23 protein-coding genes and 1 riboswitch are annotated in these 25934 nt (G+C 56.2%); of the genes, 13 read left to right on the top strand and 10 right to left on the bottom strand.

What is annotated here, in order from left to right; all coding sequences use genetic code 11:
* Nucleotides 1-56: 56 nt before the first annotated feature.
* Nucleotides 57-2480 (top strand): glycerol-3-phosphate 1-O-acyltransferase PlsB, encoded by a 2424-nt coding sequence (plsB, locus tag GUC22_RS25400; protein WP_004137573.1) that lies wholly within the window; start codon nt 57-59, stop codon nt 2478-2480.
* Nucleotides 2481-2578: 98 nt separating this feature from the next.
* Here the strand turns inward: plsB and ubiA are convergent, their stop codons facing one another.
* The 5 genes from ubiA to malK form a co-directional block, all read right to left on the bottom strand.
* A complete protein-coding gene (gene ubiA, locus GUC22_RS25405; RefSeq protein ID WP_024360182.1) occupies nt 2579-3448 on the bottom strand; it encodes a 4-hydroxybenzoate octaprenyltransferase in 870 nt (289 codons plus the stop codon).
* A 12-nt stretch (nt 3449-3460) separates the two neighbouring features.
* Nucleotides 3461-3958: a chorismate lyase gene (gene ubiC, locus GUC22_RS25410; RefSeq protein ID WP_004137576.1), complete on the bottom strand. Its 498-nt coding sequence runs from the start codon at nt 3956-3958 to the stop codon at nt 3461-3463.
* Between the two features lie 188 nt (nt 3959-4146).
* Complete coding sequence (gene malM, locus GUC22_RS25415; RefSeq protein ID WP_160183850.1) at nt 4147-5064, bottom strand: maltose operon protein MalM; 918 nt, start codon at nt 5062-5064, stop codon at nt 4147-4149.
* A gap of 107 nt (nt 5065-5171) precedes the next feature.
* Nucleotides 5172-6458 (bottom strand): maltoporin, encoded by a 1287-nt coding sequence (locus GUC22_RS25420; protein ID WP_004137578.1) that lies wholly within the window; start codon nt 6456-6458, stop codon nt 5172-5174.
* 98 nt (nt 6459-6556) lie between these two features.
* Complete coding sequence (gene malK / locus GUC22_RS25425; protein ID WP_004097762.1) at nt 6557-7666, bottom strand: maltose/maltodextrin ABC transporter ATP-binding protein MalK; 1110 nt, start codon at nt 7664-7666, stop codon at nt 6557-6559.
* 370 nt (nt 7667-8036) lie between these two features.
* Here malK and malE point away from each other — a divergent pair, with 370 nt between their 5' ends.
* The 3 genes from malE (at nt 8037) to malG (ending at nt 11864) form a co-directional block, all read left to right on the top strand.
* Entirely contained in the window at nt 8037-9227 is a 1191-nt protein-coding gene (gene malE / locus GUC22_RS25430) for a maltose/maltodextrin ABC transporter substrate-binding protein MalE (protein ID WP_004137579.1), read from the top strand.
* Nucleotides 9228-9414: 187 nt separating this feature from the next.
* Nucleotides 9415-10959, top strand: a complete 1545-nt coding sequence (malF, locus tag GUC22_RS25435; RefSeq protein ID WP_004137580.1) for a maltose ABC transporter permease MalF — start codon at nt 9415-9417, stop codon at nt 10957-10959.
* Nucleotides 10960-10973: 14 nt separating this feature from the next.
* Nucleotides 10974-11864, top strand: a complete 891-nt coding sequence (gene malG, locus GUC22_RS25440; protein ID WP_004097756.1) for a maltose ABC transporter permease MalG — start codon at nt 10974-10976, stop codon at nt 11862-11864.
* 191 nt (nt 11865-12055) lie between these two features.
* Here the strand turns inward: malG and psiE are convergent, their stop codons facing one another.
* The gene (psiE, locus tag GUC22_RS25445) at nt 12056-12466 is read right to left on the bottom strand and encodes a phosphate-starvation-inducible protein PsiE (protein ID WP_004097754.1); all 411 of its coding nucleotides are present in this window, start codon (nt 12464-12466) and stop codon (nt 12056-12058) included.
* Between the two features lie 144 nt (nt 12467-12610).
* On the opposite strand from psiE, the gene GUC22_RS25450 reads away from it, so the two are divergent.
* The gene (locus GUC22_RS25450) at nt 12611-13120 is read left to right on the top strand and encodes a GNAT family N-acetyltransferase (protein ID WP_024360181.1); all 510 of its coding nucleotides are present in this window, start codon (nt 12611-12613) and stop codon (nt 13118-13120) included.
* An 8-nt stretch (nt 13121-13128) separates the two neighbouring features.
* Complete coding sequence (locus GUC22_RS25455) at nt 13129-13584, top strand: acyltransferase (protein WP_004097740.1); 456 nt, start codon at nt 13129-13131, stop codon at nt 13582-13584.
* Between the two features lie 45 nt (nt 13585-13629).
* Here GUC22_RS25455 and pgi read toward each other — a convergent pair whose 3' ends face one another.
* The gene (gene pgi, locus GUC22_RS25460; RefSeq protein WP_024360180.1) at nt 13630-15279 is read right to left on the bottom strand and encodes a glucose-6-phosphate isomerase; all 1650 of its coding nucleotides are present in this window, start codon (nt 15277-15279) and stop codon (nt 13630-13632) included.
* A 352-nt stretch (nt 15280-15631) separates the two neighbouring features.
* Nucleotides 15632-15865: riboswitch (Lysine riboswitch) on the top strand.
* Between the two features lie 180 nt (nt 15866-16045).
* Between pgi and lysC the strand changes: the two genes are divergently transcribed.
* Nucleotides 16046-17395: a lysine-sensitive aspartokinase 3 gene (gene lysC / locus GUC22_RS25465; protein ID WP_004137585.1), complete on the top strand. Its 1350-nt coding sequence runs from the start codon at nt 16046-16048 to the stop codon at nt 17393-17395.
* A 38-nt stretch (nt 17396-17433) separates the two neighbouring features.
* Here lysC and GUC22_RS25470 read toward each other — a convergent pair whose 3' ends face one another.
* Together GUC22_RS25470 and GUC22_RS25475 are read right to left on the bottom strand one after the other, a co-directional pair.
* Entirely contained in the window at nt 17434-18222 is a 789-nt protein-coding gene (locus tag GUC22_RS25470; RefSeq protein WP_160183851.1) for a nucleotidyltransferase domain-containing protein, read from the bottom strand.
* 5 nt (nt 18223-18227) lie between these two features.
* Entirely contained in the window at nt 18228-19355 is a 1128-nt protein-coding gene (locus GUC22_RS25475; protein WP_049087463.1) for a slipin family protein, read from the bottom strand.
* 138 nt (nt 19356-19493) lie between these two features.
* Here GUC22_RS25475 and GUC22_RS25480 point away from each other — a divergent pair, with 138 nt between their 5' ends.
* The 4 genes from GUC22_RS25480 (at nt 19494) to GUC22_RS25495 (ending at nt 22895) form a co-directional block, all read left to right on the top strand.
* On the top strand, nt 19494-19697 hold the full coding sequence (locus tag GUC22_RS25480; RefSeq protein WP_071830618.1) for a hypothetical protein: 204 nt from the start codon (nt 19494-19496) through the stop codon (nt 19695-19697).
* 105 nt (nt 19698-19802) lie between these two features.
* Nucleotides 19803-21383 (top strand): RNA repair transcriptional activator RtcR, encoded by a 1581-nt coding sequence (gene rtcR / locus GUC22_RS25485; protein WP_116943897.1) that lies wholly within the window; start codon nt 19803-19805, stop codon nt 21381-21383.
* A 111-nt stretch (nt 21384-21494) separates the two neighbouring features.
* A complete protein-coding gene (panS, locus tag GUC22_RS25490; protein WP_004137589.1) occupies nt 21495-22436 on the top strand; it encodes a ketopantoate/pantoate/pantothenate transporter PanS in 942 nt (313 codons plus the stop codon).
* Between the two features lie 186 nt (nt 22437-22622).
* On the top strand, nt 22623-22895 hold the full coding sequence (locus GUC22_RS25495; protein ID WP_004137590.1) for a DUF3811 domain-containing protein: 273 nt from the start codon (nt 22623-22625) through the stop codon (nt 22893-22895).
* Here the strand turns inward: GUC22_RS25495 and rluF are convergent.
* The gene (gene rluF / locus GUC22_RS25500; protein WP_004137591.1) at nt 22892-23764 is read right to left on the bottom strand and encodes a 23S rRNA pseudouridine(2604) synthase RluF; all 873 of its coding nucleotides are present in this window, start codon (nt 23762-23764) and stop codon (nt 22892-22894) included. The genes GUC22_RS25495 and rluF overlap by 4 nt on opposite strands.
* A gap of 348 nt (nt 23765-24112) precedes the next feature.
* Here rluF and GUC22_RS25505 point away from each other — a divergent pair, with 348 nt between their 5' ends.
* Together GUC22_RS25505 and GUC22_RS25510 are read left to right on the top strand one after the other, a co-directional pair.
* On the top strand, nt 24113-25060 hold the full coding sequence (locus GUC22_RS25505) for a sugar-binding transcriptional regulator (RefSeq protein ID WP_032711104.1): 948 nt from the start codon (nt 24113-24115) through the stop codon (nt 25058-25060).
* A 70-nt stretch (nt 25061-25130) separates the two neighbouring features.
* The gene (locus GUC22_RS25510; RefSeq protein ID WP_049087460.1) at nt 25131-25934 is read left to right on the top strand and encodes an SDR family oxidoreductase; all 804 of its coding nucleotides are present in this window, start codon (nt 25131-25133) and stop codon (nt 25932-25934) included.

Genomic DNA, 25934 nt, shown 5'->3' on the forward strand with positions numbered 1-25934 from the left:
CTTTCTGTTATTCTTGCGGCGCATTTGCATGATTAACCAGAGGCTTCACATCGTCTATGTCTGGCTGGCAACGAATTTACTATAAATTACTGAATTTACCATTAAGGGCGCTGGTAAAAAGCAAGTCGATTCCGGCGCAACCTGCGCAGGAATTAGGCCTGGATACCTCGCGTCCCATTATGTACGTCCTGCCCTACAATTCGAAGGCGGACCTGCTGACGCTGCGCGCGCAATGTCTGGAACATGAGTTACCGGACCCGCTGGAGCCGCTCGAGATCGACGGCGCCCTGCTTCCGCGCTACGTATTTATCCACGGCGGGCCGCGCGTGTTCACCTATTACACGCCGAAAGAAGAGTCTATCAAGCTCTTTCACGACTATCTGGATTTACACCGCAATCATCCCGATCTTGACGTGCAGATGGTGCCGGTTTCGGTGATGTTCGGTCGCGCGCCGGGGCGTGAAAAAGGCGAGGTTAACCCGCCGCTGCGTATGCTCAACGGCATTCAAAAATTCTTCGCCGTTCTGTGGCTGGGCCGCGATAGCTTCGTCCGTTTCTCGCCTTCGGTCTCGCTGCGCAAGATGGCGGACGAGCACGGTACCGATAAAACTATCGCTCAGAAGCTGGCCCGCGTGGCGCGCATGCACTTCGCCCGCCAGCGCCTGGCGGCGGTTGGCCCGCGCCTGCCTGCGCGCCAGGATCTGTTTAATAAACTGCTGGCGTCAAAAGCCATTGCCCGCGCGGTAGAAGACGAAGCGCGCAGCAAGAAAATTTCCCATGAGAAGGCTCAGCAAAACGCTATCGCCCTGATGGAAGAGATCGCCGCGAACTTCTCCTATGAGATGATTCGCTTGACCGACCGCGTGCTGGGCTTTACCTGGAACCGGCTGTATCAGGGTATCAACGTCCATAACGCCGAGCGTGTCCGCCAGCTGGCGCACGAAGGCCACGAGATAGTCTACGTCCCGTGCCACCGCAGCCATATGGACTATCTGCTGCTCTCTTACGTCATTTATCATCAGGGCCTGGTGCCGCCGCATATCGCTGCCGGCATCAACCTGAACTTCTGGCCCGCCGGGCCGATTTTCCGTCGCGGCGGCGCGTTCTTTATTCGCCGCACGTTCAAGGGCAATAAGCTCTACTCAACCGTATTCCGCGAATATCTTGGCGAGCTGTTTAGCCGCGGCTATTCGGTGGAGTACTTCGTTGAGGGCGGTCGTTCACGTACCGGTCGTCTGCTGGATCCGAAAACCGGCACCCTGTCGATGACCATCCAGGCGATGCTGCGCGGCGGTAACCGCCCTATCACCCTGGTGCCGATTTACATCGGCTACGAGCACGTGATGGAGGTCGGCACCTACGCCAAAGAGCTGCGCGGCGCGACGAAAGAGAAAGAGAGTCTGCCGCAGATGCTGCGCGGCTTGAGCAAGCTGCGCAATCTCGGCCAGGGCTACGTTAACTTCGGCGAACCGCTGCCGCTGATGGCCTATCTGAACCAGCACGTGCCGGACTGGCGCGAATCTATCGACCCTATCGAAGCGGTCCGTCCTTCCTGGCTGACGCCGACGGTGAATAACATCGCCTCGGATCTGATGGTACGCATCAATAATGCCGGCGCGGCAAACGCCATGAACCTGTGCTGTACCGCGCTGCTGGCATCGCGTCAGCGTTCGCTGACCCGCGAGCAGCTCACCGAGCAGCTAGAGTGCTATCTCGCCCTGCTGCGCAACGTGCCATATTCAGCGGATGCGACCACGCCTGCGGCCTCAGCCAGCGAGCTTATCGACCACGCGCTGCAGATGAACAAGTTCGAAGTCGAGAAAGATACGATTGGCGATATCATCATTCTGCCGCGCGAGCAGGCCGTCCTGATGACCTATTACCGCAACAACATCGCCCATATGCTGGTGATGCCGTCGCTGTTAGCCGCCATCGTCACTCAGCATCGTCGTATTACCCGCGCCGAAATTCTGCGTCACGTCGAGATGTTCTATCCGTTCCTCAAGGCCGAGCTGTTCCTGCGTTGGGAAAAAGCGGAGCTGGCGGGCGTCGTCGATGCGCTGATCGCCGAGATGCAGCGTCAGGGTCTGATCGCCCTGAACGACGATGAGGTGAGCGTTAATCCGTCTCACGCCCGTTCTCTGCAGCTGCTGGCCGCAGGCGCGCGCGAAACGCTGCAGCGCTACGCCATCACCTTCTGGCTGCTGAGCGCCAACCCGTCAATCAACCGCAGTTCGCTGGAGAAAGAGAGCCGCACCGTGGCGCAGCGCCTGTCCGTTCTGCACGGCATTAATGCGCCGGAGTTCTTCGATAAAGCGGTGTTCAGCACGCTGGTGCTGACCCTGCGCGACGAAGGCTATATCAGCGATACCGGCGACGCCGAGCCGGAAGAGACGTTGAAGATCTACCGCATGCTGGCGGATCTGATTACTTCTGATGTGCGGTTAACGATTGAAAGCGTTACCCAGGATGAAGCGTAACGTTTAACAAGATATCCCGGCCTGCACCGGGCTACCGGACCATGCGGTTTTGTAGCCCGGCTTTGGCGTTTACGCCGCAAGCCGGGAAACCCACAGCGCTACTGCATATATCCCATCGCCAGGCCAAGAAACAGCACCAGCCCAACGTAGTTATTGTTCATAAACGCCTTAAAGCAGGCATCGCGTTCGCGTTTAAATATTAGCTTCTGCTGCCAGGCGAACAGCGCCGCGGCGATAAACAACGACCAGTAATACTCCCAGCCCAGCCCGCTCAGCCAGCCCACCGCGGCCATCAGGCCCAGTACCGCCACCTGTAAGATACCAATGATTAAGCGATCGTTGTCGCCAAACAGGATCGCCGTCGATTTGATACCGATTTTGACGTCATCATCGCGATCGACCATCGCATACTGGGTGTCGTAGGCCACCGCCCACAGGATATTGGCGAGGAACATCAGCCAGCAGCTCAGCGGCAGCGACTCGCTCACCGCCGAAAACGCCATCGGGATCGACCAGCCGAACGCCGCGCCCAGTACGACCTGCGGCAGGTGGGTGTAGCGTTTCATAAACGGATACACCCACGCCAGGGCCAGCGCCGCTATCGACAGCAGAATGGTCATGGTGTTCAGGGTCAACACCAGCAGGAATGAAAGCAGCACCAGCACGACAAACAGCGTTCGCGCCTCTTTTTCGCTCACATCGCCGCTCGGCAGCGGGCGGCGGGCCGTACGTTTGACGTGACCGTCAAACTTGCGATCGGCATAGTCGTTTACCACGCAGCCTGCGGCGCGCATCAGCCAGACGCCGGCGACGAAAACGGCGAGGATCCATAGCGGCGGTATCCCCGGCGTCGCCACCCATAGCGCCCACAGCGTCGGCCACAGCAGCAGCAGCGCGCCGATCGGTTTGTCAGTACGCATCAGGCGATGAAACGCCAGCAGCTTGTTCTGCGTCAGACTCCACTCCATTTCATTTTCCTCTCAATACAACGGCGATGCAGGCAAAAACAGTTCCGTCAGCAGCAGCGGTTTGCCGCTCAACCGGAGGCGGGAACGGCGCCCCCACAGCTCTGCATGACGACCAATTTCAATAAAATCGCGGGTTAGCGTCGATGACGTGAAGAGATAGCGGCCCAATGGCGTTTGTCCCAGCTGTTGTAGCGCCAGTTCAGGGCCGCTCAGCGTTGATTCCGGCACGATGGTGCGACCGGCCAGCCAGGGTTCACCGTTGGCGCAAAGAATGATTTCCCGCAGCCAGTAGCGGGGTTCGCTCGGTAACAGGGACTCCTCACCGGCCAGCGCCTCGCATCCAACAAAGCCTTCGTTAACCATGATGACGCTGACTTTCTTCCCCTGCTGCTCAAAGCGTTTGGTCATTGAGTCTTCCAGCAATAGCCAGTCGCGCAGATGCGCATCCAGCGGGGGTATCTCGGCAAAATAACGCAGCGCACGCAGTTGCGTAAGCGCGGAATGTGGCATGCCTGAATCTCCGGTACATAACGTAAAGGTATTGTATCGCAGAATGGAGGATGGGGGGCGAGCAAACGTCAATATACGATCATCCGCGCAACAGCCGTGCAACAGAGGCCGCCGCGCGCTAAAAAAAAGTGCGCCCGAACGGACGCACCTAAAGGCTGTGCCTAAACATCAGCATTGCGGGGAGACGGTCACCCCTTGCCTTTTACACTGCTGATAAAGGTGGAACGAGCAGATTTCGAGCCAAGACGTTCAGCTTCGTTCATCAATTTCAGGGCCTTGTCGATATCGCCTTTCGCAACCGCCTGCTTGATACCGTTGTTGAAGTAGGTTTCGGTATCGTCGAGCATCGGTTCGCTTTTCGCCGCTGGAGCCGGGGCCGGAGCGGCGACCGGCGCTGCGGTATTGCCGACGGTCACCGGGCCGTTGCCGGAGGAGCCAAACAGCGGGCCAACCAGTACGCTGGAGCCGGTAGAGGTTTTCACCTTCAGGCTAATGGTGCCGTCTGTAACGTGTTTCGCGATGGGATCCGGAATATCCGGCACCGCATTGCCGGTACCTTTGGCATAAGCCTTCGCCGGATCGATTAATTTAGTGGTCTGCTGCAAATCCTGCGGCGTGGTAAAAACCAGCACATAAATTTTCTGCTGTCCCAGCGCCGGAGTCAGGCGCATTACGCCTTCCAGACGATCTGAACTCATCACTCCCGGTTCAAGATAAGTAAAGTAGCTGCTGGGGAAGAACGCGGATGGCGTCATATTTTGGTCAAGAATCAGCACGTTCGGCGCATATACCGCAGTTTGTTTTTCCACTTCGCTGGTTAACGTAATATTGAGCTCGCCAATATTCGCCGGAACGCTGTATGCGGCGACCGGGCCACTGATACCGGGGACATTGAGCGTCTGTCCGGCCACGGCGAGCCTTGTCGTCTGCGTTTTGGATTGATCGACCGGAGTCCAGGTTAGCTGCTGCAACGCAGAGGCCGGAATCGACGGCGCGGCAGAGGTGTTCTGCGGCACGAAATTAACATCAGCAAAACTGACTGCGGGTACGCAGGCCATCAGGCCGACGGACAGGCAGAGGGCAACGAGACTTTTCTTCATTTTCATTGTTATCACCTCAATTCCGATGGCCGAGCGGTAGCCAGGCAATAGCGCGCTGGGCCTAAGATAGAGGGGCTTACGCCCCTCTTTTAGTTACGAACGGTTAGATTCGATTACCACCAGATTTCCATCTGGGCACCGAAGGTCCACTCGTCGTTATCGCCACGGCTAAAGGTTTTAGCGCTGGTGTCGTTATACGCTACGCCGCTATCGTTATAGCCCCATTTCTCATCCCATTTGGCGTACGTTGCGAATACGCGGATTGCCGGACGGGACCAGATGCTGTCCCCAGCCTGCCACTGTTGTGCCAGAGTTACTTTATACTGGCTGTTACGATCGCTGGTGCGTTGAGATTTGACGTTGTCGTAGCCGATTTCCATCAGGGTGCTCATGATAGGCGTCCACTTGTACATTGGACGAACGCCGACGGTCCACCACTGGGTACCATTGTTGTTGTCGCGGTCGATATCCTGGTACATACCGACGTACATCAGATCCCAGCTATCGCCGAGAGAGATCGCACCGTGGTCCAACACGCGCCACATAGATCCATCGTTATTAATGCTGCCGCCCTGCGGAACACCTTTACCGCTGGAGGTCATAGAGTCAGTCGCATACTGCAGAACAAATTTGTTAAAGCCTTTCAGCATGCTCTGAGTATGCTCAGCGGTGAGCATCCAGCCGTCTTTGGAAGCGCCCGGCTGCAGTGAGTAATCATCAGGGATGTTTGTGTGGCCGTAGTCAACGCCCAGTTCCAGCGTGCCGCCCGGGTTAGTTTCCAGACCGGCTAAACGCACGTCGAATACATCATTCGGCACGATATTGTCATAGACGCGATTACCGAACTTGTCGCGATCGGCGAAGGTGCCGGAGCCGCCGGATTCAGAAGAACGCGTTGCTGCCAGAGAGAGTTTACCGAAGCCCAGATCGATGTTTTCAATACCCGCACCAGGACCAGAAATATCCCAGTAGTAGAAGTCGATCATATGAACGTCATGACGCTGGTAGAAGCGCTTACCGGCCCAGATGGTGGAGCCTGGCAACCATTCGATCAGGTTTTTACCCTGCACGTTAGCTTCACGGAATGCCGGACTGGTGGATTCCCAGTCGTTCTGCTGTGACACAGAGTAAGCGACGTTGGTATCGAAGTAGAAGCTCTTATCACCTTCTTTCCATACTTCCTGGCCCAGCTTCAGTTCCGCATAGGTTTCACATTCGTTACCCAGACGGTATTTACTTTGAGCGCCGGTTGCCTGGAAGCACTGTTGTTCACCGCCGCTGCCGGTCCAGCCGATACCAGAACGAGCATAGCCGTGGAAATCAACGGCCAGCGCCTGAGCAGACATAACGCCTGCCGCAACGGCGACCGCCAGTGGAAGTTTGCGCAGAGTAATCATCATTCTATCTCCTGAGATCATTGCTTTTCTTTGAACGCTTCGCCTGTTGTTGCGCCTGTTTTTCGACGCTGCAGGGTGCACGTTTTTTTTAATGGGAAGCCTTACACGCCCGGCTCTTTATGCAGCCGACGACAAGCGGTGCCATCCTCACGGAATAAATGGCAGCGCTCCGGCGGCAAACCGATGGCGAATGTGGCTCCCTCTTCTACCAGCACCACGTCATTCTGGCGGTAAACCAGGTTTTGACGGATGGATGGGATCTGGATATGAATTTGCGTTTCGTGGCCGAGCTGTTCGACCACCTGAACTTCACCTTCAAGGGTGACGTCGGCGATATCGCTGGGCAGCAGATGTTCCGGGCGAATACCTAAGGACATGTTGGCGCCGACCTGAACACGGGCGCTGTCCACCGGCAGCCAGACCTGCTGACGGTTCGGCAGCTCCACCTGCACCTGCTCAATGGCGGTAGCGGTGACCTTAACCGGCAGGAAGTTCATCTTCGGCGAGCCGATAAAGCCCGCGACGAAGCGATCCGCCGGGTAGTGATAGAGTTCGAGAGGCTTGCCGACCTGCGCGACGCGACCGGCGTCGAGCACCACAATTTTGTCGGCGAGGGTCATCGCTTCGACCTGGTCGTGGGTCACGTAAATCATCGTGCGGCCAAGACGCTTATGCAGACGGGAAATCTCAATGCGCATCTGTACGCGCAGCGCGGCATCAAGGTTAGAGAGCGGTTCATCCAGCAGGAAAACGCGCGGTTCAGCCACCAGGGTACGACCAATCGCCACGCGCTGACGCTGACCGCCGGAAAGCGCTTTCGGTTTACGCTCCAGCAGGTGAGCCAGCTGCAGCACTTCCGCCACCTGGGTCACGCGCTGGTTAATCAGCTCTTTTTTGGCGCCGGCCAGCTTCAGGCCAAAAGACATGTTTTCCGCGACGGAAAGATGGGGGTAAAGCGCATAAGACTGAAACACCATCCCGATACCGCGCTCGGCGGGCGGGACATCATTCATTCGGGTATCGCCAATCAGCAGATCGCCGCTGGTCACCGTTTCCAGCCCGGCAATCATACGCAGCAGGGTGGATTTGCCGCAGCCTGATGGCCCAACAAACACGACGAACTCCCCATCCTGGATCTCGAGATTGATATCTTTTGATACCACCACGTCACCCCAGGCTTTCGTTACATTTCGCAGCTGTACGCTCGCCATGCCCTTCTCCCTTCGTTACAACCTGTCACTTAACGACACATTCAAGATGGGGTGACTATGCGGCATTCATTAGTCTGGTAAATCCTCCACCCCCCGGCTTTTTCATGGGGGAGGAGACGGGAGGATGAGAGATGACGTCTCGCCGCCGGGGGGGACGGGTCGATACCGATTTCGTGATGCAGCCTGCAAAATTGGCCGCCTTTTTATGTGCTCCAGGACTCATAACCGGCATTTCTGCTATGGAGATCACACAATCGGGGGATGGGGCGTAGACATGGGGAGGATGGAAAGAGGTTGTTAAAAAAGGAAACTCATCACCGTTAAGCCACTCAAGTGTATCCACGAGCACATCACCAAATAGGACGGGTATATGAAAATCAAAACTGGCGCTCGCATCCTCGCGCTGTCTGCATTGACCACGATGATGTTTTCCGCCTCTGCCCTCGCAAAAATCGAAGAAGGTAAGCTGGTTATCTGGATTAACGGCGACAAAGGCTACAACGGCCTCGCTGAAGTGGGTAAAAAGTTTGAAAAAGACACCGGCATTAAAGTATCCGTAGAACATCCGGATAAGCTGGAAGAGAAATTCCCGCAGGTTGCCGCGACCGGCGACGGCCCTGACATCATTTTCTGGGCCCACGACCGTTTTGGCGGCTACGCCCAGTCTGGCCTGCTGGCGGAAATCTCCCCGGACAAAGCTTTCCAGGACAAACTCTATCCGTTCACCTGGGACGCGGTTCGCTATAACGGCAAGCTGATTGCCTACCCGGTTGCCGTCGAAGCGCTGTCGCTGATCTATAACAAAGACCTGGTGCCAAATCCGCCGAAAACCTGGGAAGAGATCCCGGCGCTGGATAAAGAACTGAAGGCGAAAGGTAAGAGCGCGCTGATGTTCAACCTGCAAGAACCGTACTTCACCTGGCCGCTGATCGCTGCCGACGGCGGCTATGCGTTCAAGTTTGAAAACGGCAAGTACGACGTGAAAAACGTGGGCGTGGATAGCGCTGGCGCGAAAGCTGGCCTGACCTTCCTGGTCGACCTTATCAAGAACAAGCATATGAACGCCGACACCGACTACTCCATCGCGGAAGCGGCATTCAACAAAGGCGAAACCGCGATGACCATCAACGGTCCGTGGGCGTGGTCTAACATCGATAAGAGCAAGGTTAACTACGGCGTTACCCTGCTGCCGACCTTCAAAGGCAACGCGTCGAAACCGTTCGTTGGCGTACTGAGCGCCGGTATTAACGCCGCCAGCCCGAACAAAGAACTGGCGAAAGAGTTCCTCGAAAACTACCTGATGACCGACCAGGGTCTGGATGAAGTGAACAAGGACAAACCGCTAGGCGCGGTCGCGCTGAAATCCTTCCAGGAGAAACTGGAAAAAGATCCGCGTATCGCCGCCACCATGGCGAACGCCCAGAAAGGCGAAATCATGCCGAACATCCCGCAGATGTCCGCCTTCTGGTATGCCGTTCGTACCGCAGTGATCAACGCAGCTAGCGGTCGCCAGACCGTCGAAGCGGCGCTGAAAGACGCACAGTCTCGTATCACCAAGTAATACGGTTTCCCTTATTTCTTAGGGAATAAGGTTTGTTGAATACGTTGTTACACGAAATCATTCGCGCTACATCGAGGCGGCAAGGATGACAAATCCCCAGGCGCTTACATCAGTAAGTGACTGGGGTGCGCATCCGCAGCCAACAAAGAGGTAGCGCGAAGGATAAAGTGTAAAGAGGATGATCCCCATGGATGTCGTGAAAAAGAAGCACTGGTGGCAAAGCCCGCAGCTCACATGGTCTGTGATCGGCTTGCTGTGCCTGCTGGTGGGTTACCTTGTTGTTTTGATGTACGCCCAGGGGGAGTACCTGTTTGCCATCATGACGCTGATTTTAAGCTCGGTTGGCCTGTATATTTTTTCCAATCGCAAGGCCTACGCCTGGCGCTATGTTTATCCGGGTCTCGCCGGGATGGGGCTGTTCGTCCTGTTCCCGCTGATCTGCACGATCGCAATCGCTTTCACCAACTACAGCAGCACTAACCAGCTGACCTTCGAACGCGCCCAACAGGTACTGATGGACCGCTCCTTCCAGGCGGGCAAATCCTACAACTTCGCGCTCTATCCGGCGGGAGATGAGTGGAAGCTGGCGCTGACCGACGGCGAAAGCGGCAAAAACTATCTTTCCGACGCCTTTAAATTCGGCGGCGAGCAGAAACTGGCCTTAAAAGAGGCTGACGCCCTGCCGGAAGGCGATCGCGCCACGCTGCGCGTGATTACGCAAAACCGTACCGCCCTGAACCAGCTGACCGCCGTGCTGCCGGATGAAAGCAAAGTCATTATGAGCTCCCTGCGTCAGTTCTCCGGTACTCAACCGCTGTACGCGCTGGCCAATGACGGTACGCTGACCAACAACCAGAGCGGCGTGAAATATCGTCCCAACGCCGAGGTCGGTTTCTATCAGGCGATCAACGCCGACGGCAGCTGGGGCAGCGAAAAGCTCAGCCCGGGCTACACCGTAACCATCGGCTGGGATAACTTCACCCGCGTGTTCCAGGATGAAGGGATCCAGAAACCGTTCTTCGCGATTTTCGTCTGGACGGTGGTGTTCTCCGTTCTGACCGTGATTCTTACCGTTGCGGTCGGCATGGTGCTCGCCTGTCTGGTCCAGTGGGAAGCCCTGAAGGGCAAAGCGATTTACCGCGTACTGCTGATTCTGCCATATGCCGTACCGTCGTTTATCTCGATTCTGATTTTCAAAGGCCTGTTCAACCAGAGTTTTGGCGAGATCAACATGATGCTCAGCGCGCTGTTCGGCATCAAGCCGGCCTGGTTTAGCGACCCGACCACCGCGCGCACGATGATTATCATCGTCAACACCTGGCTGGGCTATCCGTACATGATGATCCTGTGCATGGGCCTGCTGAAAGCGATTCCTGACGATTTATACGAAGCCTCGGCAATGGATGGCGCTACGCCGTTCCAGAACTTCTTCAAAATTACGCTGCCGCTGCTGATCAAGCCGCTGACGCCGCTGATGATCGCCAGCTTCGCCTTTAACTTTAACAACTTCGTGCTGATTCAGCTGTTGACCAACGGCGGGCCGGACCGGCTCGGCACCACCACGCCGGCGGGCTACACCGACCTGCTGGTGAGCTATACCTACCGCATCGCCTTTGAAGGCGGCGGCGGTCAGGACTTCGGCCTCGCGGCGGCTATCGCCACGCTGATCTTCCTGCTGGTAGGCCTGCTTGCGATTGTTAACCTGAAAGCCACACGTATGAAGTTTGATTAAGGGAGATAACGATTATGGCTATGGTTCAACCCAAATCTCAGAAGCTGCGCCTGTTTACCACGCATCTCCTGCTGCTGATTTTTATCGCGGCGATTATGTTCCCGCTGCTGATGGTCATCGCTATCTCTCTGCGCGAAGGGAACTTCGCCACCGGTAGCCTGATCCCTGAAAGTATCTCCTGGGAGCACTGGCGGCTGGCGTTAGGCTTCAGCGTTGAACACGCTGACGGTCGCGTCACGCCGCCCCCCTTCCCGGTCCTGCTGTGGCTGTGGAACTCCATCAAGGTGGCCGGCATTACCGCCATTGGCATCGTCGCGCTCTCTACTACCTGCGCTTACGCTTTTGCCCGTATGCGCTTCCCGGGTAAAGCCACGCTGCTGAAAGGGATGCTGATTTTCCAGATGTTCCCCGCGGTTCTGTCGCTGGTCGCGCTGTATGCCCTGTTTGACCGTCTCGGCCAGTACGTGCCGTTCGTCGGCCTGAATACCCACGGCGGCGTCATCTTCGCCTATATGGGCGGTATCGCGCTGCACGTCTGGACGATTAAAGGTTACTTCGAAACCATCGACGGCTCGCTGGAGGAAGCGGCGGCGCTGGACGGCGCCACCCCGTGGCAGGCTTTCCGCCTGGTGCTGCTCCCGCTGTCGGTACCGATTCTGGCGGTGGTGTTTATTCTGTCGTTCATCGCCGCGATTACCGAAGTACCGGTGGCCTCCCTGCTGCTGCGCGATGTGAACAGCTATACCCTGGCGGTCGGAATGCAACAGTATCTCAACCCGCAGAACTATCTGTGGGGCGACTTTGCCGCTGCAGCGGTGCTCTCCGCTATTCCGATTACCGTAGTGTTCCTGCTGGCCCAGCGCTGGTTGGTCAATGGCCTGACGGCAGGCGGAGTGAAAGGTTAATTTTTTTGTAACACCCGCCCCAAATTTCAGATGAGGGCCGGCGGTTTAGCGGCAATGCGCGTCCCCAACCGGGCATTGCCGCCGCCGCCCTCAGCTGAAAAAGTAAGGCAAATGCCACTGCTATCCTCAACTGGACCCTACATAAATTCTATTTGTGACTGTTGGTCAGCGGCCCTGGAGGCCGCTTTTTTTTATTCGCGTTTCAGGCGGTTGGAATTACACAGCCAAAGCGTAATCACCAGAATCAGGATCGCAGCGGAGTAAATCAGCACCGCCATAGGCGACTCATGATCGATAATGATCAGGCGGACGATGGCGGTGATGCCGATATAGACAAAGTAGCGCAGCGGGAAGTGAAATCCCGACTCAAAATACTTCACTATCAGCGCGATAAACTCGAAATAGAGGAAGTAGACGACCAGCCCCTCCACCAGCTTGTACTTGCTGACAGGCTCCGGCGTAAACAGGACGTGCGCCAGATGCAACGTCTCCTTGCCCAGAAATACGATCAGAATGACCCCCAGGCACAGCAGGCCAAGATTCAAAACGGTTTGCATTGCGGTTGCAATAAAACTCACCAACGGACGATAAACCGGCGGCATAGATACACCTCATAATCATCATTATTTGTGACCTGTATAACGCAAAAGTGTGATCCAGATCGACATTATTCGTTAACTTTTTGCCACCGGCTGCGTAAATGTAACAATCACTTGCCAAACTGACAGGTTAAAAAGGAAACAACCATGTTCAAAATTCGTATTGCAGGGCCAGAAGATGCAGCCTTGCTCAACGAAATGGCCAATGCCAGCTATCGCCACCACTTTGCCCATCTCTGGCACAACGCCGATGAACTGGAGCACTACCTGCAGCAAGAATATTCCATGGCCGCGCTGGCGCCCAGCCTGGCCGATCCGCAGTGCTGTTGGTTGATTGCGGAAGCCGCGCGTCCTGTCGGCTTTGCTAAATACGCCTGTGGTCAGAATATTCATCCCGAGGGTCCCTCCGGCACGCTGCTGCATAAGCTTTATCTGCTGCCCGACGCCACCGGACATCGCTACGGCGAGCAGATTTTCCGCGCCGTCGAGACGCGAGCAAAAGAGAAGGGTGAACGCTGGCTATGGCTGGAAGTGCTCGCCGCGAATACCAGCGCCCGCCGTTTTTATGAACGCCAGGGGATGCAGCACGTGAAGGATGTGGCATTTCATTCTGCAACCCAGGAAAGCACACTCCATATTCTGGCTAAACCAATCTGAGAGGCAGCATGCATACCCTTCGTGAAACCGCCATTCGCAACGTCGCCAGCGGCGAAAACGTGGTGATTTACCAGCCCGCCAACCTCTACGACTGCACGCTTGGCGATAACGTCTTCGTCGGGCCATTTGTGGAGATTCAGGGCCATACCCGCATCGGCAACGACAGCAAAATTCAGTCCCACACCTTTATCTGCGAGTACGTGACAATCGGCGAGCGCTGTTTTATCGGCCACGGTGTGATGTTCGCCAACGATATGTTCCGCGAGGGAAAACCCAACGCCGACCGCGAGAGCTGGGGAAGAATTGTGATTGGCAACGATGTGTCTATCGGCAGCGGCGCAACCATTCTGGCGGTCAGCATCTGCGATGGGGTCGTGATTGGCGCGGGCAGCGTGGTGACCAAATCCATTACTGAGAAAGGCGTGTGGGCCGGGAACCCGGCAAAGCTGCTGCGCCGGCTATAACAAAAATGCCGGCCACATGGGCCGGCATTGCGAACGTTTTAGCGATTATGCGCGCCAGGATTTATAGCGGTTAATCAGGCCGTTAGTGGAGCTGTCGTGGCTGCTCACTTCGGAACCATCTTTCAGCTCCGGCAGGATGCGGTTAGCCAGCTGTTTGCCCAGCTCCACGCCCCACTGGTCGAAGGTGAAGATGTTCATAATCACGCCCTGGGTGAAGATTTTGTGCTCATACAGGGCAATCAGCGCGCCCAGGCTGAACGGCGTAATTTCACGCAGCAGGATGGAGTTGGTCGGGCGGTTGCCTTCAAACACTTTGAACGGCACCACGTGTTCCAGGGTCGCCGGATCTTTACCCTGATCGCGATATTCCTGCTCAACCACTTCGCGGGATTTACCAAACGCCAGCGCTTCGGTCTGGGCAAAGAAGTTAGACAGCAGCTTCGGATGGTGGTCGGACAGCGGGTTGTGGGTAATCGCCGGGGCGATAAAGTCGCAAGGCACCATTTTGGTCCCCTGGTGAATCAGCTGGTAGAACGCGTGCTGACCGTTGGTACCCGGCTCGCCCCAGATGATTGGGCCCGTCTGGTAATCCACGGCGTTGCCGTTACGGTCAACGTATTTACCGTTGGATTCCATGTTGCCCTGCTGGAAGTAGGCGGCAAAGCGGTGCATATACTGGTCGTACGGCAGAATCGCTTCGGTTTCAGCACCGAAGAAGTTGTTGTACCAGATACCGATCAGCGCCAGCAGTACCGGCAGGTTTTTCTCAGGCGCGGTCGTGGAGAAGTGTTTATCCATCGCGTGCGCGCCGGAGAGCAGCTCAACAAAGTTGTCGAAGCCGACGGACAGGATGATGGACAGGCCGATGGCTGACCACAGAGAGTAACGGCCGCCAACCCAGTCCCAGAACTCAAACATATTGGCGGTATCAATACCGAACTCGCCAACCGCTTTACCGTTGGTCGAGAGCGCGGCGAAGTGTTTCGCTACGTGCTTCTCATCGCCGGCGGTCGCCAGGAACCAGTCGCGCGCGCTGTGAGCGTTGGTCATGGTTTCCTGAGTGGTAAAGGTTTTCGACGCGACCAGGAACAGCGTGGTTTCCGGGTTCACCGTTTTCAGCACTTCGGCGATGTGGGTCCCATCGACGTTGGAAACAAAGTGCATGTTCAGGTGGTTTTTGTACGGGCGCAGCGCTTCGGTCACCATGAACGGGCCGAGGTCGGAGCCGCCGATACCGATGTTCACGACGTCGGTAATCGCTTTACCGGTGTAGCCTTTCCAGTTGCCGGAGATAATGGCTTCGGAGAAGGTTTTCATCTTCTCAAGCACGGCGTTCACTTCCGGCATCACGTCTTTGCCATCAACCAGAATCGGAGTATTGCTGCGGTTACGCAGCGCAACGTGCAGCACCGCGCGGTCTTCCGTGCGGTTAATCTTCTCGCCGGAGAACATGGATTTAATGGCGTCTGCCAGGAAGGTCTCTTTGGCCAGGTCCTGCAGCTTAGCCAGCGTCTCTTCGGTGATGCGGTTTTTGGAAAAATCCACCAGCATCAGATCGTCGAACGTGGCGGAGAATTTAGAGAAACGATCGCTATCCTTCGCGAACAGATCCGCGATGGTAACGTCTTTCATTTCATCAAAGTGTTTCTGTAATGCCTGCCAGGCAGAGGTCTGCGTTGGGTTGATGTTTTTCATTAGCAATACTCTTCTGATTTGAGAATTGTGACTGCGGTCGATTGTAGCGCCGGTGACGAAAAATTGTGATGATTTTTATGTTATGCCGATGATACGCGTCAGAAATTGGACCGATTTGGCGCAAAACGCCCCTGATAGTATAGACATCATAAGGCTTTTTTCTGTCAGCGACCCGCCCATGAAAAATCCGCATAACCCTGACGTTGACATACTTCGCCTGAAGCCTTTATATAACGGCAGTATTTACGTATACGTAGGTATGTATGGATCGCGCATTTCACGCTACAGCGAAAGGGTATTGCAGGGGGGTATAATGTCCCGCGTCCCCCTGGCAAAGTGAAAGACGTCGGTAATTGCCAGAAGAGGTGCGTTGCCCAGGTAACCGTATTGGAGGAGCCAGTCCGGGGAAAATACGTGAGGGGGAGCAACGCCGAGGTGAATAAGCGTCTGGTTACGCTCATCACCGGCCACAGGGGCTGAATCCCCTGGGTTGTCACCAGAAACGTTCGCAGTCGGGCGTTTCATACTCGCCAGCTGATACAAAGCATCGGCAAGCGGGTCTACAAGGTGGAGCACTTCTGGGTGACATCGTAGTTTGTTTATCGCTCTGCGCCCACCCTGTTTTTCGCTCTTCCCTTGTGCCATGGCTGAATAATTTGGCCTGGCTTATTAAGACATTTTATTGCAATCCGGTTGCGTCCAGCCCCGCCAGGATTGGTTTTCTGGAATCGTTTTAATAAGTCAGGCCCCCTGACACGAGGTTGTTATGACAGATTTAGTTGTAGCCAAGTTCGGCGGCACCAGCGTTGCCGATTTTGATGCCATGAACCGCAGCGTAGACGTCGCGCTGTTGGATGCCAATACCCGCGTGGTGGTGCTTTCCGCCTCAGCGGGCGTGACCAACCTGCTGGTCGCATTAGCGGAAGGGCTGGAACCCGGCGAACGTTTCGCGAAACTCGATGCCATGCGTCAAATCCAGTTCAATATTCTGGAGCGTCTGCGCTATCCGAACGTGATCCGCGATGAAATAGAGCGCCTGCTGGAAAACATCACCACCCTGGCGGAAGCCGCCTCCCTGGCCAGTTCAACCGCGTTAACCGACGAGCTGGTCAGCCACGGCGAACTGATGTCTACCCTGCTGTTTGTCGAGATCCTGCGCGAGCGCGGTATCGCCGCCCAGTGGTTCGACGTACGCAAAATTATGCGCACCAACGACCGCTTTGGCCGCGCGGAACCGGATATCGCCGCCTTATCTGAATTAACCCAGCAGCAGCTGACCCCGCGCCTTGCGGAAGGGCTGGTGATCACCCAGGGCTTTATCGGCAGCGAAGCCAAAGGCCGTACCACCACCCTGGGCCGCGGCGGCAGCGACTATACCGCCGCGCTGCTCGGCGAAGCGCTAAACGCCACCCGCGTCGATATCTGGACCGATGTTCCGGGTATCTACACCACCGACCCGCGCGTCGCGCCGGCAGCCAAACGCATTGACGTTATCGCTTTTGAAGAAGCGGCGGAAATGGCGACCTTTGGCGCGAAGGTCCTGCATCCGGCCACCCTGCTCCCCGCCGTGCGCAGCGATATTCCGGTATTCGTCGGCTCCAGCAAAGAGCCGAAGGCCGGCGGCACGCTGGTGTGCAAAAACACCAAAAACCCGCCGCTGTTCCGCGCGCTGGCGCTGCGCCGCAAGCAGACGCTGCTAACCCTGCACAGCCTGAATATGCTGCACTCGCGTGGTTTTCTGGCCGAAGTGTTTAGTATTCTGGCGCGTCACAGCATCTCCGTCGATCTGATCACCACGTCGGAAGTGAGCGTGGCGCTAACCATGGATACCACCGGTTCAACGTCAGCTGGCGATACCCTGCTCACCCAAGGGCTGTTGACCGAACTTTCCTCTCTGTGCCGGGTTGAGGTCGAGCAGGATCTGGCGCTGGTCGCCATCATTGGTAATGAGCTGTCGAAAGCGTGCGGCGTCGGTAAAGAGGTGTTTGGCGTACTGGATCCGTTCAACATTCGAATGATTTGCTATGGCGCATCCAGCCACAACCTGTGCTTCCTGGTGCCGGGAGCGGATGCCGAAAAAGTGGTGCAGAAGCTGCATCATAATCTGTTCGAGTAATGGCGAAAAAATGGCCCGTCATTTCTGCCGGGCCATTTTTAGTTCCCCATCACCGTGGTCATCAGCAATCTGTCCAACTCCCTAATATCCCCTGTCCGGCTATCCGGCAGCGCGGGAGGGATCGCGCCTCTGAGCAGCTCGGACTGAATAAACGCATGCAGTAATGGTCGCCGCGGGCCGTACTCCGCCTCTCCCGCACGTTGTTTACGTTCCAGCAGCGCGTTTATTTCCTCACGCAGCCCCGTTTCCAGCTCGCTTCCCGCCAGCAGTTGATCAAAGCGCATCGGCGGTACGCCTTTTCCCGCCTCAACCCAGCGGACGGCCAGCAGCGGGCGCAGTACGTAAAAGTACTTTTTCAGCCGCACGTGTTCGCCTTGCAGATAGCCGCGAAAATTTTTCCTGGCCATCGAGTAGTAATGCCAACGGGCGCGTACCGGAGAAAACCAATGCGGGATGAGTTTTTTAAGCGCCTTAACCGTCGCGTCATCCTGCCGATACACCACCGGTGAATCCAACCATTCAATCAGCGTCGGATTCGCCCCTTTCAGCAGACCCAGCGCTTTGCGCCACTCCCAGCCGCAGACGTCCAGCTCATTGTCAATGGGCAGCTCGATAACATCGCGCGGCGCGTCCACCCGCAGATACCACTCCAGCGGATGAACGTAGAGAAACCGCACATCATAATCGCTGTCCGGCGAGGCAAAGCCCCAGCCTCGGCTACCGGATTCACAGGCGTAGAGCACTCTGACGCCGTAGCGCCGCTCCACGTCCGTTAACTGCCGTTGCACCTTATGGCGCATAGCGGCATTCACACCGTGATACGTCATTTTCATTATCCTTTTAGATTCACCAGGCCATGCAGCACCTGGTCCAGACCGCCAAAGACCGAGATTTTATCGATACGTTCCGCCACTCTTTCCAGCGTTTCCAGCTCTTTTAAGCGCAGCGCGACAGGATTATTTTCCATCACCTTCGCGGTGTTGAGCAGCGAACGGGTCGCCGCGGTCTCTTCACGGCGGCGGATTACATTCGCCTGCGCCGATTTCTCCGCTTCCACCAGCTGCGACAGAATGGCTTTCATGTCGCCGGGCAGCACAATATCCTTCACGCCCAGCGAGGCGACGTCGATGCCAAATGCCGCCATGCGCTCGGTAACCTGCGCGCTCACCACCTCATCGATGATTTTCTTATCTTCCAGCAGCTCGTCCAGCGTTCGCGTCCCGACGGCTTCACGCAGCGCAAACTGCAGCTCGCGATACAGATGATCCAGCGGCTTCGTCAGCTGTCCGAACGCCTGCAGCACATCGCTGTAGCGCCAGTTCGCCGCCAGATTTAAACGCAGGTTCACTTTATCTTTGGTCAGAATCTCCTGGCCGCCAACCTCCAGCACCTGCAGGCGGGTATCGACCACTTCCGCTTCCACCAGATGATTGACCTTCCAGTACGCGCTCAGGCCAGGCTGCAGCAGCGATTGTGTCTCGCCGTCGATTTTCAGCACCCCGACGTGCCACGCCGGCACCGATACGGTGAGGATCGCTTCGCGGCCTTTTACCGCCCCGTGACGTCGCGGCTGCAGCACCGCATTCATGATGTCAGCCGGAACCTCAACCTGGCGGGTATCGATACGTAGCAGCCGCATCTCGTCACCGGCGGACCAGTACAGCCGGCGCGTCGAAGGCGGTAAAATGTCCTGCAGCACACCGTTGGCATACAGCGCCCCGGTTTCGATATCCGTCAAATCCGCCGCCAGGCAGTAGCGTTCAACCCATTCAGGCTGAAAGCGCCGTAAATACTCCGCCAGCGCTTCCGGCACCTCGCTGCCGTCCCGGTTTACGATCAGCACGTCAGGAACGTTGAACCACGGCAGGCGGTGCTCGCCTGCTTCCAGAACCTGATAGTAGTCACCCTGGCGGGATAAAAGGCCAAGCTGACCTTTACGTACCGTAATTTTTTTCGTCATTTTTTATTCCTTAACAGTTAATCAGGCGCGGGTGCAGGGGCGGAGCCGCAGGGGAACTCCCTTTTGCCTGCGGCACGGCGCCTTTACCGGCGGCCTGCTTTGGGGAGTGCCGACTGCGCACAACCCCGTTGTGTTTTTATGATTAACAACCAGTTTTCATTGGAGATGAAATCGGGAATCGAACCCATTGGTGGTCATCGGCTGACGGAACGCGCCCGAAAAACGGTCTGTACCGTTCCTGGCGTGCCGGCGGGGTTTAATCCCCTGCGTCTTCAGCATCGTGACGAAAGGACTATTGCCAGATGCGTGCCAAAAACAAAAATGGCGAAAGTTATTTTTTAACTAATTAATTAGTAAAGTTTTTATTTTTAAAGCACACCGTGACGCTTGCTCACGCCAGCAGGTTTTTTTATCTTTAAATATCGATACTTATCTTTTGGGATAAACATGAAAAAGCGGCGAGTGGTGATAGGCGTCCTCGGAACGGTACTGGATAAACGCGGCAAGCGAGCGAACCGCTTTAAAAAATGGCGGCCCACCGTGGGGCTATGCCAGCAGGCCGATTTTCCCGTCGACCGGCTGGAGCTCCTCCACCAGCCGCGTGATGAAAGCATGGCGCAAAAGCTGATTGACGATATCGCCCAGCTTTCGCCGCATACCGAAGTGCGCCCGCATACGGTTGAGATAAACGATCCCTGGGATTTTGAAGAGGTCTACGCGGCGTTTCTCGACTTTGCCAACCGCTATCGCTTTGATACCGAAAACGAAGAGTATCTGGTGCATATCACCACCGGGACCCACGTGGCGCAGATCTGCTGGTTCCTGCTGACCGAAGCGCGCTACCTCCCCGCCAGCCTGCTGCAGACCAGCCCTGCGCCGAAAGGCGCAGCGGATGAAGCCGTCGCCGCCGGTATTTACTCGGTGATCGATCTGGACTTAAGCCGCTATACGGCGCTCACCAGCCGCTTTCAGCGCGAGCAGCAGCAGTCAGTCTCCTTCCTGAAGGCAGGCATCGAGACGCGGAACGCGACGTTCAACGCGCTTATCGATCGTATTGAGCGCGTGGCGATCCGATCGACCGATCCGATCTTGCTTACCGGCCCAACGGGCGCTGGTAAATCCGTCCTCGCCAAACGTATTTTTCAGCTTCGTCAGTCACGGCATCGGGTGGCGGGAAAATTCATGGCGGTGAACTGCGCCACGCTGCGCGGCGATAACGCCATGTCCACGCTGTTTGGCCATGTCAAAGGCGCGTTTACCGGCGCGGTGACGCCTCGCGCCGGGCTATTACGCGAAGCCGACGGCGGCGTGCTGTTTCTCGATGAAATCGCCGAGCTGGGGCTGGATGAGCAGGCCATGCTGCTGAAGGCCATCGAAGAAAAAACCTTTTTTCCGTTTGGCTCGGATAAAGAGGTGCACAGCGACTTCCAGCTGATCGCCGGCACGCATCGCGATATGCAGCAGTGGGTGGCAGAGGGGCGCTTTCGCGAAGATCTTTATGCGCGCATCAATATGTGGCGCTTTGCCCTCCCCGGCCTGGCGCAGCGGCGGGAAGATATTGCGCCGAACGTGGAGTATGAATTACGCCGACTGGCCAACGAGCGGCAGACGCAGATCCGCTTCGATAAAGACGCCCGCGAGCGCTATCTGGCCTTTGCCTGCTCGCCGCAGGCGCAATGGCGCGGCAATTTCCGCGAACTTAGTTCGTCCGTGACGCGCATGGCGACCCTGGCCGAGCAGGGGCGCATTACGCTGGCCGTTGCGGAAGAGGAGATAATGCTGCTGAAAGCGAGCTGGCAGCTCACGACATCTTCTGCTGATATTGCGATGGAAATCGATCTGTTCGATCGCCGCCAGCTGGAAACGGTGCTGGCGGTCTGCCAACGCAGCGCTTCGCTCTCCGAAGCCGGACGCGAGCTGTTCGCCGTCTCCCGGCAGAAAAAGGCCAATCCCAACGATGCCGACCGTCTGCGCAAGTATTTAGCGCGCTTCGGACTCAGTTGGGAGATCGTCCGCAGCGGAACATGAGCATAATTTGTTTGAATAATATGTCTTAGCACGATAAACAATAGCGATGGCCGGGCTCGATCCCGGCCGGTCTATAACAAGCAAACACAACTTACGTGCAAGGAAAACAACATGCTCGCCACGCTTACGCGGCTGTTCCCATTATGGGCGCTGCTGCTCTCGGTTATCGCCTATTACACGCCATCCACTTTCACTCCCGTTGGCCCGTGGGTCCCGACGCTGCTGATGCTGATTATGTTCGGTATGGGCGTGCACCTGAAAGTCGACGATTTTAAGCGCGTGCTTTCCCGCCCCGCGCCGGTCGCCGCAGGCATTTTTCTCCACTACCTGGTGATGCCCCTCGCCGCCTGGCTGCTGGCGCTGATTTTTCATATGCCGCCGGAGCTCTCCGCCGGGATGGTGCTGGTCGGCAGCGTCGCCAGCGGTACGGCATCCAACGTGATGATCTTTCTGGCAAAAGGCGATGTCGCGCTTTCGGTCACCATCTCGTCGGTTTCCACGCTGGTCGGTGTGGTCGCCACGCCGTTGCTGACGCGTCTGTACGTAGATGCGCATATTCAGGTGGACGTGATGGGGATGCTGCTCAGCATTCTGCAAATCGTGGTGATCCCGATTGCGCTGGGGCTGGTCGTGCATCATCTGCTGCCGAAAGTGGTCAAGGCGGTTGAGCCGTTCCTGCCGGCCTTTTCGATGGTCTGCATTCTGGCGATTATCTGCGCCGTGGTGGCCGGTTCCGCGTCGCATATCGCTTCCGTAGGCTTTGTGGTGATTATCGCCGTCATCCTGCATAACACCATCGGCCTGCTCGGCGGCTACTGGGGCGGACGGCTGTTTGGCTTTGACGAGTCCACCTGCCGCACGCTGGCGATCGAGGTGGGAATGCAGAACTCCGGCCTTGCTGCCGCGCTGGGGAAAATCTACTTTGGCCCGCTGGCCGCGCTGCCCGGCGCGCTGTTCTCGGTCTGGCACAACCTGTCCGGCTCGCTGCTGGCCGGTTACTGGTCAGGAAAGCCTATTGTTGATAAATCGCGTAAAACGGTAAAAGAGAGCTAACAACCCGTAATTTTCCCGGCTTGCGCTGCGCTTAGCCGGGCTACGGTCCGTGCAGCTTGCGGGTTTTGTAGCCCGGACAGGTGCGCAGCACCGCCTCAGGGATTTTCTGCGAGGCACAATAATTTACCGTGAGACGTCAGCCCCAATACCGTACACTGAAGCCATAGGCTAACTGAGGGCACGACTATGGCACTCCCCCGCATCACCCAAAAAGAGATGACCGAGCGCGAACAGCGAGAACTGAAAACCCTGCTCGACCGCGCGCGCATCGCCCACGGCCGTCCGCTGACTAACGCGGAAACCAATAGCGTGAAAAAAGAGTACATCGATAAGCTGATGCTCCAGCGGGAAACCGAGGCGAAAAAAGCCCGCCAGCTGAAGAAAAAGCAGGCATACAAACCGGATGCAGAGGCCTCGTTTTCCTGGTCGGCCAATACGCCGACCCGCGGCAGACGTTAACGCCCTTTCTTTCTGCGCCCCGGCGCGGTAAAGCGTTTGCCGTTCGACGCCGGGCGGGAAGATTTCTCGCCGCTTTTTTCAATCGCCACCACCGGGCGCTTGATGCCGGCCGTTTTCGGCTTTGCTTTTGCCTTCGGTTTCGCTTCTGAAGACGAGCTCTCAATCAGTTTAAAGAGATCGATCAGCTCATCATCGGTCAGATCGCGCCACTCTCCCAGCGGGATCCCCGTCAGGCTGACGTTCATGATCCGCGTCCGTTCAAGCTTCGTCACTTCATAGCCAAAGTGTTCGCACATCCGGCGAATCTGGCGATTCAGCCCCTGCACCAGGGTGATACGAAATACAAACGGCGCTTCTTTTTTCACTTTGCACTTCTTCGTCACCGTGCCGAGAATCGGTACCCCCGCGCCCATACCGCGGATAAACTCATCGGTTATTAGCTTATCAACGGTGACCAGATACTCTTTTTCGTGATCGTTACCAGCGCGCAGGATCTTATTCACCAGATCGCCATGGTTGGTCAGAAAGATCAGCCCCTGGGAGTCTTTATCCAGACGACCGATTGGGAAAATGCGTTTACTGTGGTTAACGAAATCCACAATATTGTCGCGCTCGCCGTCTTCGGTGGTGCTGACGATGCCAACCGGTTTATTCAGCGCAATCAGGACGAGATCGTCCGCTTCGCGCGGCTCAATCAACCGGCCATTGACCTTTACCACGTCGCCAGCTTTAACCTGGTCGCCAATGGTGGCGCGCTTGCCGTTGATAAAAACGTTGCCTTGTTCAATAAAGCGATCGGCTTCACGGCGCGAGCAAATTCCGCTCTCGCTGATGTATTTATTAAGTCGGGTTGATGAGTCGGGCAGCATAAAATCTCCTGTAAAAGCGAAATATACCCTACCTTGCGGGCGATAAAAAAGAATCGCGCGCGCGTCGCCTGGCGCTAAGTGTGATCTGCCCCGCCTTTCAACACAAAAGTGTACTCTTGAGATCCCGGCAACTTTACTGAGCGAAATAACGCAGAATCAGGCTGTTAGCATGCCTGGCACAAACGTGCCGTCGACCTCATGCCAGCAAAGCAAATGTGCAACACAAACGGTCAGAACACCCTCTTGAAATAGAGGAAAATTTCTTTGAAGCGGGCCGCTGATGGGGTTATATCAGATCATGACAGCCATTCTCTCATTTGCACAAATGTGCAGGAGCCGACAGTGACGATGGAAAACAGCGACGATATTCGTCTGATCGTGAAAATCGCCCAGCTCTATTACGAGCAGGATATGACCCAGGCGCAGATAGCCCGCGAACTGGGGATATATCGCACCACCATCAGCCGCCTGTTGAAACGCGGCCGCGAGCAGGGCATCGTCACTATCGCCATCAACTATGACTACAACGAAAATCTGTGGCTTGAGCAGCAGCTAAAACAAAAATTTGCTCTCAAAGAGGTGGTGGTGGCGGCCAGCGACGCTCTACAGGAGGAGGAGCAGCTCAATCTCATCGGCCAGCATGGCGCGCAATTGGTTGATAGGCTGCTGGAGCCGGGCGATATCGTCGGCTTCTCCTGGGGGCGGGCGGTGCGCGCGCTGGTGGAGAATCTGCCGCAGGCCGGTCAGTCCCGCCAGGTTATCTGCGTGCCGATTATCGGCGGCCCCTCCGGCAAACTGGAAAGCCGCTACCACGTGAATACGCTGACCTACGGCGCAGCGGCGAAGCTGAAAGCGGAATCTCATCTCGCCGACTTTCCGGCACTTCTCGATAATAAATTGATTCGCAACGGTATTATGCAGTCACAGCACTTTAAAACGATTGCCTCCTACTGGGATAACCTGGACGTCGCGCTGGTGGGGATTGGTTCCCCGGCGATCCGCGACGGCGCAAACTGGCACGCGTTTTACGGCAGTGAAGAGAGTGACGATCTTAACGCCCGCCAGGTTGCCGGAGATATCTGCTCACGCTTTTATAATATTGATGGCCTGATGGTAGAGACCGCCATGAGTGAGAAAACGCTCTCTATTGAGATGGCGAAACTCAGACAGGCGCGCTATTCGGTAGGCATCGCGATGGGCGCGGAAAAATACTCCGGCATTCTTGGTGCCTTAAACGGTCATTACATTAACTGTCTGGTGACGAATCGAGAAACCGCTGAGTCATTACTGAAGTAAATTTCAGGAATATCTTTTCACGCAGCGCTGCTGCGGGGGATCCCTTTATCTAAAGAAACAGGAGTCGATAATGAATACATGGTTAAATTTAAAAGAAAAAATAATTATCGTGACCGGCGGCGCATCAGGAATTGGCCTGGCGATTGTCGATGAGTTATTAGCCCAGGGTGCGAACGTGCAGATGATCGATATTCACGGTGGCGATAAGCATCAGAGTAGCGGTAATTATAACTTCTGGCCTACCGATATATCCAGCGCCAGCGAAGTACATAAAACCGTCGACCATATTATTCAACGTTTTGGCCGCATCGATGGTTTAGTCAATAACGCTGGCGTTAACTTCCCGCGCTTATTAGTCGATGAGAAAGCACCGTCCGGTCGCTATGAATTAAATGAAGCGGCATTCGAAAAAATGGTCAATATCAACCAGAAAGGCGTGTTCCTGATGTCGCAGGCGGTGGCGCGCCAGATGGTTAAACAGCGCAGCGGCGTGATTGTTAACGTCTCGTCGGAAAGCGGCCTCGAAGGCTCGGAAGGCCAGAGCTGCTATGCCGCGACCAAGGCCGCGCTGAACAGCTTTACCCGCTCCTGGTCGAAAGAGCTGGGCAAGCACGGTATCCGCGTGGTGGGCGTCGCGCCGGGCATTCTGGAAAAAACCGGCCTGCGTACCCCGGAGTATGAAGAAGCGTTGGCCTGGACCCGTAATATTACCGTCGAACAGCTGCGCGAAGGCTATAGCAAAAATTCTATTCCTCTTGGCCGCTCCGGTCGACTCACTGAAGTGGCTGATTTTGTTTGCTATCTACTCTCAGAACGCGCCAGCTACATGACCGGAGTAACCACTAACATCGCCGGCGGAAAAACGCGCGGCTAA

The organism is Klebsiella sp. MPUS7, from assembly GCF_009905335.1.
Classification (GTDB): domain Bacteria; phylum Pseudomonadota; class Gammaproteobacteria; order Enterobacterales; family Enterobacteriaceae; genus Klebsiella; species Klebsiella grimontii.

Excerpts from the sequence above, each read along its gene's own strand:
- GUC22_RS25505 (WP_032711104.1), top strand. The coding sequence starts at position 24,113 with ATGGAAAACAGCGACGATATTCGTCTGATCGTGAAAATCGCCCAGCTC.
- ubiA (WP_024360182.1), bottom strand. The coding sequence starts at position 3,448 with ATGGAGTGGAGTCTGACGCAGAACAAGCTGCTGGCGTTTCATCGCCTG.
- GUC22_RS25510 (WP_049087460.1), top strand. The coding sequence starts at position 25,131 with ATGAATACATGGTTAAATTTAAAAGAAAAAATAATTATCGTGACCGGC.
- panS (WP_004137589.1), top strand. The coding sequence starts at position 21,495 with ATGCTCGCCACGCTTACGCGGCTGTTCCCATTATGGGCGCTGCTGCTC.
- GUC22_RS25470 (WP_160183851.1), bottom strand. The coding sequence starts at position 18,222 with ATGACGTATCACGGTGTGAATGCCGCTATGCGCCATAAGGTGCAACGG.
- plsB (WP_004137573.1), top strand. The coding sequence starts at position 57 with ATGTCTGGCTGGCAACGAATTTACTATAAATTACTGAATTTACCATTA.
- lysC (WP_004137585.1), top strand. The coding sequence starts at position 16,046 with ATGACAGATTTAGTTGTAGCCAAGTTCGGCGGCACCAGCGTTGCCGAT.
- rtcR (WP_116943897.1), top strand. The coding sequence starts at position 19,803 with ATGAAAAAGCGGCGAGTGGTGATAGGCGTCCTCGGAACGGTACTGGAT.
- malF (WP_004137580.1), top strand. The coding sequence starts at position 9,415 with ATGGATGTCGTGAAAAAGAAGCACTGGTGGCAAAGCCCGCAGCTCACA.
- pgi (WP_024360180.1), bottom strand. The coding sequence starts at position 15,279 with ATGAAAAACATCAACCCAACGCAGACCTCTGCCTGGCAGGCATTACAG.
- GUC22_RS25450 (WP_024360181.1), top strand. The coding sequence starts at position 12,611 with ATGTTCAAAATTCGTATTGCAGGGCCAGAAGATGCAGCCTTGCTCAAC.
- rluF (WP_004137591.1), bottom strand. The coding sequence starts at position 23,764 with ATGCTGCCCGACTCATCAACCCGACTTAATAAATACATCAGCGAGAGC.
- GUC22_RS25480 (WP_071830618.1), top strand. The coding sequence starts at position 19,494 with ATGATTAACAACCAGTTTTCATTGGAGATGAAATCGGGAATCGAACCC.
- GUC22_RS25420 (WP_004137578.1), bottom strand. The coding sequence starts at position 6,458 with ATGATGATTACTCTGCGCAAACTTCCACTGGCGGTCGCCGTTGCGGCA.
- GUC22_RS25455 (WP_004097740.1), top strand. The coding sequence starts at position 13,129 with ATGCATACCCTTCGTGAAACCGCCATTCGCAACGTCGCCAGCGGCGAA.
- malG (WP_004097756.1), top strand. The coding sequence starts at position 10,974 with ATGGCTATGGTTCAACCCAAATCTCAGAAGCTGCGCCTGTTTACCACG.
- malE (WP_004137579.1), top strand. The coding sequence starts at position 8,037 with ATGAAAATCAAAACTGGCGCTCGCATCCTCGCGCTGTCTGCATTGACC.
- psiE (WP_004097754.1), bottom strand. The coding sequence starts at position 12,466 with ATGCCGCCGGTTTATCGTCCGTTGGTGAGTTTTATTGCAACCGCAATG.
- ubiC (WP_004137576.1), bottom strand. The coding sequence starts at position 3,958 with ATGCCACATTCCGCGCTTACGCAACTGCGTGCGCTGCGTTATTTTGCC.
- malK (WP_004097762.1), bottom strand. The coding sequence starts at position 7,666 with ATGGCGAGCGTACAGCTGCGAAATGTAACGAAAGCCTGGGGTGACGTG.
- malM (WP_160183850.1), bottom strand. The coding sequence starts at position 5,064 with ATGAAAATGAAGAAAAGTCTCGTTGCCCTCTGCCTGTCCGTCGGCCTG.
- GUC22_RS25475 (WP_049087463.1), bottom strand. The coding sequence starts at position 19,355 with ATGACGAAAAAAATTACGGTACGTAAAGGTCAGCTTGGCCTTTTATCC.
- GUC22_RS25495 (WP_004137590.1), top strand. The coding sequence starts at position 22,623 with ATGGCACTCCCCCGCATCACCCAAAAAGAGATGACCGAGCGCGAACAG.